The sequence below is a fragment of the Streptomyces sp. NPDC007945 genome, assembly GCF_042958885.1.
In the GTDB taxonomy this organism is placed as follows: Bacteria; Actinomycetota; Actinomycetes; order Streptomycetales; family Streptomycetaceae; genus Streptomyces.
The window spans coordinates 58364-73038 of record NZ_JBIBJV010000004.1 but is presented as its reverse complement, the minus strand read 5'-3'; the positions used below and the strand labels follow the sequence as shown (position 1 = coordinate 73038).

The 14675-nt window shown below is 74.1% G+C and carries 10 protein-coding genes; 6 read left to right on the top strand and 4 right to left on the bottom strand.

Annotated elements, in window-relative coordinates; genetic code table 11:
* The first annotated feature begins 92 nt into the window (after window positions 1-92).
* Window positions 93-2282, top strand: coding sequence for a catalase/peroxidase HPI (gene katG, locus ACFZCF_RS14460; protein ID WP_391286723.1), 2190 nt, complete (start codon window positions 93-95; stop codon window positions 2280-2282).
* Window positions 2283-2430: 148 nt separating this feature from the next.
* Here the strand turns inward: katG and ACFZCF_RS14455 are convergent, their stop codons facing one another.
* A complete protein-coding gene (locus tag ACFZCF_RS14455) occupies window positions 2431-2733 on the bottom strand; it encodes a hypothetical protein (RefSeq protein ID WP_391286722.1) in 303 nt (100 codons plus the stop codon).
* Between the two features lie 468 nt (window positions 2734-3201).
* On the opposite strand from ACFZCF_RS14455, the gene ACFZCF_RS14450 reads away from it, so the two are divergent.
* The 4 genes from ACFZCF_RS14450 to ACFZCF_RS14435 all read left to right on the top strand — a co-directional run bounded on the left by ACFZCF_RS14450 (window position 3202) and on the right by ACFZCF_RS14435 (window position 8877).
* Complete coding sequence (locus ACFZCF_RS14450) at window positions 3202-4725, top strand: ROK family protein (RefSeq protein ID WP_391286721.1); 1524 nt, start codon at window positions 3202-3204, stop codon at window positions 4723-4725.
* Window positions 4726-5547: 822 nt separating this feature from the next.
* Entirely contained in the window at window positions 5548-6042 is a 495-nt protein-coding gene (locus ACFZCF_RS14445) for an SRPBCC family protein (RefSeq protein ID WP_391286720.1), read from the top strand.
* A gap of 83 nt (window positions 6043-6125) precedes the next feature.
* A complete protein-coding gene (locus ACFZCF_RS14440) occupies window positions 6126-6608 on the top strand; it encodes a carboxymuconolactone decarboxylase family protein (RefSeq protein WP_391286719.1) in 483 nt (160 codons plus the stop codon).
* A 523-nt stretch (window positions 6609-7131) separates the two neighbouring features.
* The gene (locus ACFZCF_RS14435) at window positions 7132-8877 is read left to right on the top strand and encodes a SulP family inorganic anion transporter (RefSeq protein ID WP_391286718.1); all 1746 of its coding nucleotides are present in this window, start codon (window positions 7132-7134) and stop codon (window positions 8875-8877) included.
* Here the strand turns inward: ACFZCF_RS14435 and ACFZCF_RS14430 are convergent.
* Together ACFZCF_RS14430 and ACFZCF_RS14425 are read right to left on the bottom strand one after the other, a co-directional pair.
* Entirely contained in the window at window positions 8874-9233 is a 360-nt protein-coding gene (locus ACFZCF_RS14430) for a MazG-like family protein (protein WP_388448058.1), read from the bottom strand. The genes ACFZCF_RS14435 and ACFZCF_RS14430 overlap by 4 nt on opposite strands.
* Before the next feature lie 1420 nt (window positions 9234-10653).
* Window positions 10654-11064: a VOC family protein gene (locus tag ACFZCF_RS14425; protein WP_388448061.1), complete on the bottom strand. Its 411-nt coding sequence runs from the start codon at window positions 11062-11064 to the stop codon at window positions 10654-10656.
* A 447-nt stretch (window positions 11065-11511) separates the two neighbouring features.
* Here ACFZCF_RS14425 and ACFZCF_RS14420 point away from each other — a divergent pair, with 447 nt between their 5' ends.
* Window positions 11512-13089, top strand: coding sequence for a polysaccharide lyase family 1 protein (locus tag ACFZCF_RS14420; protein WP_391286717.1), 1578 nt, complete (start codon window positions 11512-11514; stop codon window positions 13087-13089).
* Between the two features lie 173 nt (window positions 13090-13262).
* Here ACFZCF_RS14420 and ACFZCF_RS14415 read toward each other — a convergent pair whose 3' ends face one another.
* Window positions 13263-14441: an alpha-hydroxy-acid oxidizing protein gene (locus ACFZCF_RS14415; protein ID WP_391286716.1), complete on the bottom strand. Its 1179-nt coding sequence runs from the start codon at window positions 14439-14441 to the stop codon at window positions 13263-13265.
* Window positions 14442-14675: the final 234 nt, after the last annotated feature.

Here is a 14675-nt window from a genome sequence, read left to right as displayed (position 1 = left end):
GCGGGCACCCCGGTGCGCGACCATACGGACGCGCCGTCGTGAGATTCCGGCCGGCGGCGGGAAAAGGCACACGCACAGGAAGAGGGCCGTACGTGACCGGCAGCGAGAGCGAGAACCCGGCAATTTCCGCCCCCAGCCCCAAGGACACCCGCCCCCGCACCAATCGGGACTGGTGGCCGAACCAGCTGGACCTCTCCGTACTCCATCGCAACGCCCCCCAGGCCGACCCCCTCGACGAGGGATTCGACTACGCCGCGGAGTTCGCGGGCCTCGACGTCGAGGAGCTGAAGCGGGACGTCATCGCCCTGATGACGGATTCACAGGAATGGTGGCCCGCGGACTACGGTCATTACGGTCCGCTTTTCATCCGGATGAGCTGGCACGCGGCCGGCACCTACCGCATCGCCGACGGCCGGGGCGGCGGCGGAAGCGGCGCCCAGCGGTTCGCCCCGCTGAACAGCTGGCCCGACAACGCCAGCCTCGACAAGGCGCGCCGCCTGCTGTGGCCGGTGAAGCAGAAGTACGGGCAGAAGATCTCCTGGGCCGATCTTCTGGTCTTCGCCGGAAACTGCGCGATGGAATCCATGGGGTTCAAGACCTTCGGTTTCGGATTCGGCCGCGAGGACATCTGGGAGCCGGAGGAGATCTTCTGGGGACCGGAGGACACCTGGCTCGGCGACGAACGCTACAGCGGCGACCGGGAGCTGTCGGGCCCCCTCGGCGCCGTCCAGATGGGCCTCATCTACGTCAACCCCGAGGGCCCCAACGGCAACCCGGACCCGCTCGCCGCCGCCCGCGACATCCGCGACACCTTCGCCCGGATGGCGATGAACGATGAGGAGACGGTCGCGCTCATCGTCGGCGGCCACACCTTCGGCAAGTGCCACGGCGCCGTGAACCCCGAGTACATCGGCCCCGAGCCGGAGGCCGCGCCGATCGAACAGCTGGGCCTCGGCTGGAAGAACACATACGGCACCGGCACCGGCGCCCACGCCCTCACCAGCGGTCTGGAGGGCGCCTGGACCAACCATCCGACCACCTGGGACAACGGCTTCCTCGACAACCTCTTCCGGTACGAGTGGGAGCTGACCACCAGCCCCGCCGGCGCCCAGCAGTGGAAGCCCACCGACCCGGCCGCCCAGGGCACCGTCCCCGACGCGCACGACCGGTCGAAGTCGCACGCGCCGATGATGCTGACGACCGACCTCGCGCTGCGCATGGACCCGGTCTACGGCCCGATCTCCCGCCGCTACCACGAGAACCCGGAACTCCTGGCGGAGGCGTTCGCCAAGGCCTGGTACAAGCTCCTCCACCGCGACATGGGCCCGATCTCCCGCTACCTCGGCCCGTGGGTGCCCGAGCCGCAGCTGTGGCAGGACCCGGTGCCGCCGGTCGACCACGACCTCGTCGCGGACGAGGACATCGCCGCCCTCAAGGAGCGGATCCTCTCCTCAGGACTGACCGTGCCCCAGCTGGTCACCACCGCCTGGGCGTCCGCGGCGAGCTTCCGCGGCACCGACAAGCGCGGCGGCGCCAACGGCGCGCGCATCCGGCTGGCACCGCAGAAGGACTGGGCCGTCAACGACCTGCCCGAGATCGCCGAGGCGCTGCGGACCCTGGACGCGATCCGTGAGGAGTTCGCCGCCGGGCGCGGCGACCGCACCCGGATCTCGCTGGCCGACCTGATCGTCCTCGGCGGCTGCGCGGCCGTCGAGAAGGCCGCGAAGGACGCCGGCCACCCGGTGACCGTGCCGTTCACGCCCGGCCGCACGGACGCCACGCAGGAGCAGACCGACGTGGACTCCTTCGCCGTCCTCGAACCGCGCGCCGACGGCTTCCGCAACTACCTGGGCCCCGACGAGAAGCTCTCCCCCGAGACGCTCCTCCTCGACCGGGCCAGCATGCTCACGCTGACGGCCCCGGAGATGACGGTGCTGGTCGGCGGCATGCGGGCGCTCGGCACCGGCCACGGCGGGATCCGCCACGGCCTCCTCACCGACCGCCCCGGCACCCTGACCAACGACTTCTTCGTCAACATCCTGGACATGGGGACGGAGTGGAAGGTCTCGGAGGCCGACGAGAACGTCTACGAGGGCCGGGACCGTGCCACCGGCCGGCCGAAGTGGACGGGCACGGCCGTGGACCTGGTCTTCGCCTCCCACGCCCAGCTGCGCGCCCTGTCGGAGGTGTACGCGGCACGCGACGCGGGCGAGAAGTTCGTCCGCGACTTCGCCGCCGCGTGGGTGAAGGTCATGGAGCTGGACCGCTTCGACCTGCGCTGACGAGCCGCTATCGGGCCTCCGGCGCCCCCGTCCGCGGGAACACGCCGACGCCCGGACGGTCGCGCTGCGACGTCCGGGCGCCGGTGGGGGCGAGGCCGGGGCGGCTCGGGGCCGTGGGGGTTGGTGGGGGGGTGAGCGGCGGGACGGGTCAGGTGGAGATCGCGGGGAGCAGGCCGGTGACGGGCGCGGCCTGGTCGGTGAGCTGGTGGAGCTGGTGGAGTTCGTTGACCCGGCTCAGGCCGCCCAGCTGCTCGCCGACGCCGGGGTATGCGGCGCGGGCGTCCTCCGACATGCCGGTGGTCGCCAGGGAGTCGATTTCGGCGATCGGGCTGATCGGCGGACCGAGCGGGCCGACGGGCGCGGCGGCGGCCTGGGAGGCGGCCGCGCCGCCGAGGCAGGTGAACGCCGCGGCGACGGCGAGGACCGAGGAGATGCGTCGAGGTGAGGTCACACCCTCACAACGGGACGCTCCGCCGGGAGACACGCACCCGCCCACGAGCATCCTCCGAACGGGCCACGCCCGGGGCGGTGGTGCGTGTGGATGCGGGCCACGCCTGGGGCGGTGGTGCGTGTAGATGCGCGGGGCCGTGCCGTCCGTGCTTCGTTCGGAGCAGCGGCGTGGGCAGAGGGCGGCCGCCGGGGCGCGGGGTGTCGTGCGGGGCGGGGCGGGGCGGGTTGGCGGTGGCGAGGGGCGTCGGTCGGCTCAGGGGGGGCGGCGGGCGGCCGTGGCGAGGGATGTCGTGCCGGGCGGGGCCGGGGGCTGGGCTGATGCCGGGGGCTGGGGCTGGGGGGGGGGGCTGGGCTGGGACTGGACGTGATCCGCCGACCGCCGGGCAGGCGGCGGGCGCTGTAGGCTGTGCGCTCGCGCGTTCGCGGATGATGCGAGCGAACCGGGCCGGACCTGCGTGGCGGAGGGCAAGTGACGGAGCTCGTCCGCGGGACACCGGGACTCGTGCGGGCGGTGAACGACCGTGCCACCCTCCACCTGCTGCTCCGTCAGGGGCCGCTCACCCGCCCCGAGGTCAGCCGTCTCACCGGGCTCTCCAAGCCGACCGCCTCCCAGGTGCTCGCTCGCCTGCTGGACGCCGGACTCGTGGTCGGCAACGGCCTGCGGCCCGGGCTGCCGGGCCGGGTCCCGGAGACGTACCGGGTGAACCCGGCGGCGGCCTACGCGACCGCCGTGGACGTGACGCCGGAACACATCGCCGTGCGGACCGCGGACATCACCGGCGCGGTGCTCGGCGAGACCGTGGCGCCCGTGCCCGCGCGGCCGGACCGCGAGGCCCTGGTGGAGGCGCTGCGGACGGCACTCGGCAGGGTCCCGACACCGCAGCCCCCGCGCAGCGTCGTGGTCGGCGTGCAGGGCGCGGTGGACCCGACGACCGGCCGCCTCGCCTACGCGAGCGAGGAGGACATGGCGGCCTGGCTCTTCCCGGACGTCGAACGGACGCTGGGCGAGGCCCTCGGGCTCCCCGTCCGCATCGAGAACGACGTCAACCTCGCCGCCGTCGCCGAACGCGACCACGCCGCCGCCGACTGCCCGGACTTCGTCCTCCTGTGGGCCGACGAGGGCCTCGGCGCGGCGCTGATGATCGGCGGTCGCCTCCACCGCGGCCACTTCGGCGGCGCCGGCGAGGTCGGCTACCTCCCCCTCCCCGGCGCCCCCACCGCACGCGAGGCCGGCGACCACTACGGCCGCCACGGCTACCAGGAACTGGCGGGCGGCGACGCGATCCGAGACCTCCTGCACAGCCACGGGATACCGGGCGCCGACTTCGCGGAGACGGTGGCGGAGGCGGTACGACTGGCGGGCACGGTGGAGCAGCCCGCAGAGGCGGTGCGACCGGCGGACACGGCCGAGGAGGGGGCCGAGGCGGTACGGCGAGCGGGCACGGTGGAGGAGGCCACGGAGGCGGTACGGCGAGCGGGCACGGCCGAGGGGGACGCGGAGGCCATACGAGGGGCACGCACGGCCGAGGAGAGCGCGGAAGCGGGACCGCGGGCGGGCACGGTCGTCGAGGGCGCGGAGGCAGTTCGACGGGCGGACAGGGTCGCGCAGGGCGCGGAGGCCGTACGACGGGCGGACACGGTCGCGCAGGGCGCGGAGGCCGTACGACCGGCGGACACGGCCGAGGAGGACGCCACGGCGGCGCGGGCGGGCCTCGTCGCGGTGGCGGCGCGGCTCGCGGCCGGGCTGGCCTCGATCGTGACCGTCGTCGACCCCGGCCTGGTCGTGCTCGCGGGCCGGCTCTGCGCGGCGGGCGGCGAGCCGCTGCGCGCCCTGGTCGAACGCGAGCTCCGCGTCCTGGCGCACTCCCGGGCACGGGTCCGCCTGTCGGCGGTCACGGGCAACCCGGTGCTCGCCGGCGCGCTCGCCCTGGCCCTCGCGGAAGCCCGGGACCAGACCTTCGGCGGCCCGTCCCCCCTCCCCCCGCACCCCTGACCCACCCGAGCGCGCCCACCTTCCGCACACCACCGTGGCCCCTGCGGGCATGCTCAGGCATGGGCGGCCCCGCCCCCGGTCCCGGGCCGACACCCCCGGCCCCGCCACCACCCCTGCGGTCCGCGCCCGCCCCTCCATCCCACAGCCACCAGCACCAGTGGCACCGGTCAGCGGCCGTCCGCGCTGGGCCTCGGCCTGCCACCACCAACCCGCCGCCGCCCCTGGATCCTGGGCCCACCCTCCGTCCCGCTACCGCCGCTGGGGCCGCGCCCGCCCTTCCACCACCACCGAACACTCACCCGCACCCGCGACCCTGCAAGCAGCCACCCGCGCTGAGCCTCGGCCGCCACCACCAACCCGCCGCCACCCCCGGGTCCTGGGCCGACACCCCCGCCCTGTCACCACCGCTGCAGACCGCGCCCGCCCCTCCCCGCACGCGGACACGTCCGCTGCCCCTGCGGGCCGCCGCTCGCGCTGGGCCTCCGCCTGCCGGCCCTGCGGGCCGCGCTTGCCGTCCCTTCTGCGTAGACGCGCCCGCCCCCTGTGGGCATGCGTCCCGCTTGGGCGATGGGGTCCCCCTGGACGAGCGAAGCCGAGAGCTTGGGGGAGGGTGGGCACAGGGACGGCGCCCCCTGCCGGGCCAAGGCTTCCTGCGCCTGGAGGGGGCGCCCCCACCGCCGCAGCGAACGTATGCCCCCGACGAAACGGCCGCGCGGCACCCGCAAACGGAGCGACCGGGGCCACCGTCCCGGGGAGGGTGGCCGGGCCCGGGGCGGCTCGGCGGCGGACAATGGAGCGAGGGGCCGGTCAGGAGGTGGCGTCGTGGTGCAGGGGACGATCACGGTCGACGCGCCGGTACGGCGGGTGTACGACCAGTGGACGCAGTTCGAGGAGTTTCCGCGCTTCATGCACGGCGTCGTGGCGGTCGAACAGACCGACGCCCGACACCTCCGCTGGCGCACCGGCATCGCCGGTTTCCGCCGCACCTTCGAGACCGAGATCGTCGACCAGCTCCCGGACGAACACATCGCCTGGCGCACCGTCGGCGGCGACGTCCGCCAGCACGGCGTCGTGACCTTCACGCCCCTCGACGGCCGCCACACGCGCGTGCGCCTGGCGATGGAGGTCGAGCCGGAGGGCCCGACGGAGCGCGCGGCCGTCGCGCTGGGCATCGTGTCGAGCCGGGTCTCGGGCGACCTCCGGCGGTTCAAGGACTTCGTGGAGGACCGCCACGCCGCGACCGGCGCCTGGCGCGGTCGTCTCCGCCCCGCGGAAGCCCACCGACCCTCGGATTCCGGCCACCCCGACCCCAAGTAGTTTGATTTTCAACATCCTTTCGGGAGAAGATGGCCTCACTCCCGCCCCACCCCACGCGCGGGACCACCCCGAAGGAGCGGACAGTGAGCGACGGCGCCGTGGCGGCATCGACCCACCAGCGGATCTTCCTCGACAAGCAGACCCCGGACGCCTACAAGGCGTTCGTCCGGGCCGCGCAGACCGTGCGCACCGCCGCCGACGACGCCGGGCTCGACCGGATCCTCGTCGAGCTGGTCAACCTGCGCGTGTCCCAGCTCAACGGCTGCGCCTACTGCCTGGACACCCACACCCGCGCCGCTCTCCTCGCCGGCGAGACCCCCCGCCGGCTCGGGCTGCTCGCCGCCTGGCGGGACACCGAGGTCTTCACCGCGCGCGAACGCGCCGCCCTCGCGCTCGCCGAGGCGACCACCCACCCGGCGGAGGCCGACACGCAGGAGAAGGCCTACGCCGAGGCCCGCCTGGTCCTGGACGACGCCGAGCTCTCCGCCGTCGTCTGGGTGGCCATCACCATCAACGCCTTCAACCGCGTGTCCATCCTCAGCAAGCACCCGGTGCGCCCGAACTGATCACCGACCGATGACCACGACGGCGCCGATCCTCAGGCGGAGCCGTCGGCTGACGGCGGTGCCGTACGGCACGAAGTCCGCGGCGCCGAACAACAGGTGCACGACGTTTGTGCAGCACCGTCACCGCACCTGGAAGACGCCGAAGAGCTCGACGCCGGACCGTGACCGGCGGAGGTCACCTGGAAGCCCGGCACGGCGACGCCCCGGAAGACCGGGCCGAAAAGCCCCGGCCGCCGACTACGTGTCGGTGCCGACCACGCCGGACGGGACGGTCGGGATGGGGAGTGCCCGGCAGCCGCCTTGACGGGTCCCCCCTCACACGTGACGTCGGCCGCCCCAGGCCTTGCCCGCAGGGCGTCGGGCAAGGCCCAGGACGAACAGGCGGGCGAGTGCGGACGGGTAAAGTCGATGGGTCGCCCCGCGTACCGGCCCCGCACCCGGCCCCGCCCCGACCCGTTCCTCCCGGTCACCGTCGGCCCGCGACCACGACCGCCCCCTTCCCCGTACGACAGGTCCCTCTTCCTTGCCTACCGCCCCCGCCCCCTCCGTCCCCTCGCCGCTCGCGTCCCGGTTCCGCGCCCTGAGGCCCGAATGGCTGCGTGACCCCCGGGTCTGGCGTACCGAAGTGCTGGCGGGACTCGTCGTCGCCCTGGCGCTGATCCCCGAGGCCATCGCCTTCTCGGTGATCGCCGGCGTCGATCCGGCGCTCGGGCTCTTCGCCTCCTTCACGATGGCCGTCACCACCGCGATCGTGGGCGGCCGGCGGGCGATGATCTCGGCCGCCACCGGGGCCGTCGCCCTCGTCATCGCGCCGGTGAACCGGGAGCACGGCGTCCCGTTCCTCATCGCCACCGTCGTCCTCGCGGGCGTCTTCCAGATCGTGCTGGGGATCGTGGGCGTGGCGAAGCTGATGCGGTACGTCCCCCGCCCGGTGCTGGTCGGCTCGGTGAACTCGCTCGCCGCCCTGGTCTTCCTGGCCCAGCTCCCCGAGACCCGGAACGTTCCGATGAGCGTGTACGGGCTGATCGCGGCCGGGATCGTCCTGCTGGTGCTCTTCCCCAAGGTGACGACCCTGGTCCCGGCGCCGCTCGTCACGATCACCGTCCTGACCGTGGTGACGGTGGCCGCCGGGATCGCCGTGCCGACCGTCGGCGACCGGGGCGCGCTGCCGTCCGCGCTGCCCGTGCCGGGCCTGCCCGACGTGCCCTTCACCCTCGGCACACTGGCGACGATCGCGCCGTACGCCCTCGCCGTGGCGCTCGTCGGCCTGGTGGAGTCGCTGCTCACCGCGAAGCTCGTCGACGACCTCACCGACACGCCGTCGAGCAAGCGGCGGGAGTCGATCGGGCAGGGCGTCGCGAACGTCGTCACCGGCCTGTTCGGCGGGATGGGCGGCTGCGCCGTGATCGGCCAGACGATGATGAACGTGAAGGTGGCGGGCGCCAGGACCCGCCTCTCCACCTTCCTCTCCGGCGTGTTCCTGATGGTCCTGTGCGTGGTCCTCGGGCCGCTCGTCTCGCGGATACCCATGGCCGCGCTGGTGGCGGTCATGGTGATCGTGTCCGTCGCCGCCTTCGACTGGGAGTCGGTGGCCCCGCGCACCCTGCGGCGGACACCCGTCGGGGAGACCGTCGTCATGCTGGTCACGCTGGCGTGCGTCCTGGTCTCCCACAACCTCGCCCTCGGCGTGGTCGTCGGATCGGTCACCGCCGCCCTCGTCTTCGCCCGGCGGGTGGCCCGGCGCACGGAGGTCACCACCGTGACGGACCCGGACGGGACGACCGTCGTCCACCGGGTCTCCGGCGAACTGTTCTTCGCCTCGGCCGAGGCGTTCACCGAGCGCTTCGACCCCGCCGGCGACCCGGAACGGGTGGTGATCGACCTCTCCGCCGCCCGCGTCTCCGACGCCTCCGCCGTGGCGGCGCTGGATGCGATAGAGGCAACGTACGCCCGCCACGGCAAGACCGTCGAGCTCACCGGCCTCACCCCGGCCGACGCCGCCCTCCGTGCCCGCCTCCGTACGAACGCGGGCACGGCCGCGGCCGCGGCTGCTGGCCCCGACGGGGGCACGGGCGGAGTCGGAGGCTCCGGACCCGGCTCCGGCTCCGGGTCCGGGTCCGGCTCCCGGTCGGGGCCCGGGTCCGTCTCCGACTCGGGCTCGGGCTCGGGCTCGGGCTCGGGCTCGGGCTCGGGCTCGGGCTCGGGCTCCCGAGTGGACGTCGCCCCGGGAGCCCGCGCCTCCTCCGGGTCCAAGGCCGTCTCCGGTTAGGAGGCCGGGAGCTCCGCCCCCGGGCCGTGCGGGTGCCCGTCCGGCAGCGACCGTGCCGCCACACGGCGCAGGTGGCGGTCGAAGACCTCGGCGGCGTCCGGGGTGAGGGTGCGCAGCGCGACCATGGCGGTGATGACGACGTCGCAGAGCTCGGCCTCGACGTCCTCCCAGCTGTGGCTGGTCCCCTTGCGGGGGTTCTGCCCGGTGGCGCCGATCACCGCCTGCGCCGCCTCCCCGACCTCCTCGGAGAGCTTGAGGACGCGCAGCAGAATCTCCTGCCCGGGCGGCAGGGACTGGTGGTCGGCGAGCCAGTCGTGGAGGCGGGTGACGGTGGTCCAGGTGTCTTCGTCGCTCATGCCCCCGCAGCCTGCCAGGTCCCCCGCCCTCGCCGCGCGCCGCCCGAGGACAGGCGAGGTGAGACGCAGAAGGCGAGGCGCCCGGTCCGCGTGACCGCCGGGAGCCAAGTCGGACCGATCAGCCCGCTCCCAGAGACCCGAAGCCCGGCAGGCGAAGCGGGCGGGGCACGTACTCCGCCGGAAGCCTTGAGTGCCAAGATGCGGGCCGGTCCCCCATCCTCGCGGGGGACTTGAAGGCCAGCAGACGAAGCGGACGCGACCGCGCGCTCCCTGGGAGCCCTGAAGGGCAGGAAGCGGGCCCGCCCCCGCACCCCAGAGAGCCCTGAAGCCCGCCAGGCACGGGGACGAGAACGCACCATCCCGGCGAGCCCGAAGCCCAGCAGACGAAGCGGACGCGACCGCGCGCCCCCTGGGAGCCCTTAAGGGCAGGAGGCGGGCCCGCCCCCGCACCCCAGAGAGCCCTGAAGTCCGCCAGGCACGGGAACCAGACCGCACACCTCCGCCGAGCCTGAAGGCCAGCAGACGAAGCGGACCGGACCGCGCGTCCCCCGGGAGGCCTGAAGGGCAGGAGGCGGGCCCGCCTGCGCACCTCGAAAGGCCCTGAAGTCCGCCAGGCACGGGAACAGACCGCACACCTCCGGCGAGCCCGAAGGCCAGCAAGCGAGCCGGCCCCGGGGGGACCTGAAACCGGCAAGGCACAGGGACCGGACCGCACCCTCCCGGCCAGCCCGAAGGGCAGAAAGCGGGCCGCCCCCGCACTCACGGGAGGTCCAGAAGCCCCGCCGACACGCGGACCGGACCACCCGCTCCGGCGAGCCTGAAGCCCAGAAGCCGAGCCTGTATTCGCCCCCCGGGAGCCCGCATCCCCGCAGGCACGCGGACTGGGCCGTACGCCCCGGGTCAAGCCGGAGCGGCCGGATGCGGGCGCGCCCCCGCGCGCCCCGGGAAGAACCGCAGCCCCGCAGGCATGCGGCCCAGACCCCACACCCCCGGGAGCCTGAAGGCCGGAACACGCGCCGCCCCACGCCCGAGGGAGCTGCCCCCACGCGGCCCAGGAGACCTGACCCCGCGCAAGCGAAAAGCGGGCCGGACCGCACACACCCCGGAACCCGCAGGCGCGGAGGCGGGCCCGTCCCCGTACCCCCGGGGAGGAGGCCTGAGATCAAGGCGCCCATCCCCGTACCCCCGGGGGAAGCCTGAGATCAAGACGGGCCCATTCCCGCACCCCAGGGCGGGGCCCGAGACCGAGGCGCCCCGTTCCCGTACCCCAAGGCGGAGCCCTGGGATCAACGCGGGCCCGTCCCGTCCCGCCAGGGAGGGAGGCCCGGGGTCCAGCCGAGCCCGTCCCCGCACCCCCCCCGGGGGGGGGAGCCCGACACCAAGAGGCAGGCCCCGTCCCCGTACCTCCAAGAACCCCCGATCAGGAGGCAGCCGACCCCTGCTCGTCCGTCGGGAGGTCCTGGGGGTACCAGCGGAGTTCGACCGTGTTGCCGTCGGGGTCCTTCACGTAGACGGACTGGGCCGAGCCGCGGGCGCCCCAGCGGGGGACGGGGCCCTCGACGACGTCGAAGGTGCCGGAGGCGATGACCTCCTGCCAGTCGAGCGGGTCGACGACGAGGCAGATGTGATCGACGTTCGACTCGCCCCGGGGGCGGGAGAACAGGTCGATGACGGAGCCCTCGTCGATCCGCACGGACGGGAACGGCACCTTGCCCGCGCGCCACTCCTCGACCCGCTCCGGCGCGAGGCCCAGGGAATCGGTGTAGAAGGCGAGGGACCGCTCGACGTCGGTGACGTTGAGGACGAGGTGGTCGAAGGCTTTCACGCGCATGCGGTGTCTCCCGTTGTGGTGTCCGAGGTGGATGGCTCGTGCGGGAGCGATGCCCGGCACCGCCGCGACGCGCCCCCGCGCCCGCCGGTCCCCGTACGACCGCGCGCGTTCCGCGGCCGTTGCGCACCTCCCCCGTGCAGGTAGTGCCTATCACGGCCGCCCCTCCGCCACCCACCCTTTTGTCGACGCCCGCCCCGCCCGTGACCTGCCGGTTTCCGCCCGGTCGAGGAGCGCCGGGGCGCCGTTCGCCGACGGGAGCGCTCCCATTCCCGCACGGGACCCGCGCATTCCGACCGCGTTCAGAGTCTTGTCAGGTACTCGACGCCGCCCCTATCGTCACCCGCCAGAAAGCGCTTTCTAGCGCTTCGGCCCAGGGACGGGACTCACGACGACCACGTTCCGCGCCGCCGTCGAGCGGCGTGGACGCCAATGAAAGGGCAGGCGAGCATGGGACGACGCTCCCCCTCCACGCGACTCCAGGCGGGCTTGGCCGCCATGGCGGTCGCGGCCGCCACCGGCGTGATCCTGACCATGCCGGAGGCCTCCGCCTCCGCCTCCGCCTCCGTCGCCGCCGGGGCGACCGGCTACGCGAGCCAGAACGGCGGGACGACCGGCGGCGCCGGCGGGCAGACCGTCCGGGCGACCACCGGCACCCAGATCCACGCGGCACTCTGCGGCCGGGCCTCCAGCAGCACCCCGATCGTCATCCAGGTCGAGGGCACCATCAACCACGCCAACACCGCCAAGGTCTCCGGCACCAGCTGCAACACCGCCGACGGCGTCATCGAGCTCAAGCAGATCAGCAACGTCACGATCGTCGGCGTCGGCAGGGGCGCCGTCTTCGACCAGGTCGGCATCCACATCCGGCAGTCGAGCAACATCATCATCCAGAACGTCACCGTCAAGAACGTCAAGAAGTCCGGCTCGCCCGTCTCCAACGGCGGCGACGCCATCGGCATGGAGAGCGACGTCCGCAACGTCTGGGTGGACCACAGCACCCTGGAGGCCTCCGGCGGCGAGTCCGAGGGCTTCGACGGACTCTTCGACATGAAGGACAACACGCAGTACGTGACGCTCTCCTACAGCGTCCTGCGCAACTCCGGCCGCGGCGGCCTGGTCGGCTCCAGCGAGACCGAGCTGAGCAACGGCTTCATCACCTACCACCACAACCTGTACGAGAACATCGACTCGCGCGCCCCGCTGCTGCGCGGCGGCATCGCCCACATGTACAACAACCACTACCGGCAGCTGAACGAGTCGGGGATCAACTCCCGCGCCGGCGCCCGCGCCAAGGTGGAGAACAACTACTTCGAGGACTCCAAGGACGTCCTCGGCACCTTCTACACCGACGCGGCCGGCTACTGGCAGGTCGCCGGGAACGTCTTCGACAACGTGACCTGGTCGCCCGCCGGCACCGACTACAAGCCCGCCGGCCCGAACCCGACCTCCAGCACGACCGTCTCCGTCCCGTACGGCTACGCCCCGGACAGCGCCTCCTGCGTCCCGGCCGTGGTCGCCCGTACGGCCGGCGCGAACAAGGGCCTGCTGGTCTCGGACGGCTCCTGCACCCCGCAGACCCCGAGCCCGACGCCCACCCCGACCGCCACCGCGACGAGCACGCCCACACCCACGCCGACGGCCACCGCCACCACCGCCCCGCCGTCCGGCACCAACCTCAGCATCGGCGCCGGCGCGGACGGCTCCAGCAAGGCCGACGGGACCAGCTACGGCAACGTCCGCGACGGCAACCTCGCCACCTACTGGTCGCCCGCCGGCACCACCGGCTCGGTCTCGGTCAAGTGGGCCTCCCCCACGACGATCCGGTCCGTCCGCATCCGCGAGGCCTCCGGGGCGGGCACCGTCACCGGCTGGCGGCTGCTGAACGCCGACACCGGCGCCGTACTCGCCTCCGGCGGCGCGGCCGGCACGGTCTCCGTCCCGGCGACCTCGCTGAGCAAGGTCACCTTCGAGATCACGTCCGCGTCCGGCACCCCGCGCGTCGCCGAATTCGAGACGTACGCGTAGGGGCTCGCCACCCGACCGGGTCGCGGACGAGGGGGCAGGTCCCGCGGAGGCCGCCGCCTCGTCCGCGACCCGGTTCCGCGCCCCCGAGGGTGACGACCTCGATCCGCGTCTTCTGCGGCGGTGCTCAGCGGCAGCGGGCCGAGCAGGGGCACATGAGGCCGGTCGGCTCGCCCTCAGAGAGGGCGCAGGGCTCCCGGCTCCCGGAGGTCGGCGAGGGTCGGGTAGCCGTCCACGGCCATGATCAGGTCGGCTTCGGCCAACAGGGAGCGCAGGACGTGGACGATGCCGTCCTCGCCGCCCGCCGCCAGACCGTAGGCGTACGGGCGGCCGACGCCCACGGCGGTGGCGCCCAGCGCCAGCGCCTTGACGACGTCCGCGCCGGTCCGGACACCCGAGTCGAAGAGGACGGGGAGGCCGTCGGCGGCCTCGACGACGTCGGGCAGGGCGTCGAGGGCGGGCAGGCCTCCGTTGGCCTGGCGTCCGCCGTGGTTGGAGCAGTACACCGCGTCGACGCCGCCGTCCCGGGCGCGGCGCACGTCCTCGGGGTGGCAGAGGCCCTTGAGGATCAGCGGGAGGTCGGTGAGGGAGCGCAGCCAGGGCAGGTCGGCCCAGGTGAGGGGGTTGCCGAAGATGCCGACCCATTCGAGGATCGCCGCCCCGGGGTCCTCCTCGGGGGCCTTGGCGAGGCGGGCCCGGAAGACGGGGTCGGAGGTGTAGTTGGCGAGGCAGTGGCCGCGCAGCTGCGGGAAGTTGCTCGCGGCGAGGTCGCGCGGGCGCCAGCCGGTGACCCAGGTGTCGAGGGTGACGACGATCCCCTTGAACCCGGCGGCCTCGGCACGGCGCACGAGGCTCTCCGCGAGCTCCCGGTCCGTGGGGGTGTAGAGCTGGAAGAAGCCGGGGGTGTCGCCGAACTCGGCGGCGACCTCCTCCATCGGGTCCACCGTGAGGGTGGAGGCGACCATCGGGACGCCGGTGCGGCGGGCCGCGCGGGCGGTCGCCAGGTCGCCGTGCCCGTCCTGGGCGCAGAGCCCGACGACGCCGACCGGTGCCATGAACAGCGGCGAGGGCAGCCGCAGGCCGAAGAGGTCGACGCTCAGGTCGCGTCGGGCGGCGCCGACCATCATCCGGGGCACCAGGCCCCACCGTTCGAAGGCGGTCGCGTTCGCCCGCTGGGTGAACTCGTCGCCGGCGCCGCCCGCCACGTACGACACCACCGACGGCGGCAGGGCGGCGGCCGCCCGTGCCTCCAGTTCGGCGTAGGTCATGGGGAGGGCGGGCAGCACTCCGCCGAGTCCGGCGAGGTAGATCTCGTTCTGGTAGTCGCCGTACCGTCCGCCGAACGCGCCGCTCATCGTGGCCCCGCCCTCTCCCTCGCCCCCGGACCGGGCCCGCCCCGGCCTCCGGTGGCGCCCACGGTGCCAGCCGTCGCGCCGGAGCGCCATGGTCCGGAGGCGGGTGGGAACGCCGGAGTCGGTCACCGGGCCGGGCGGCGGGCGGGACGGCGTGGGACCGTCGTGACGGTCGGGGCTGTTGTGGCGAACGGGGTGGTCAGGACCGCCGCGGGGGCGGGGGCCGCTGTGGGAGCC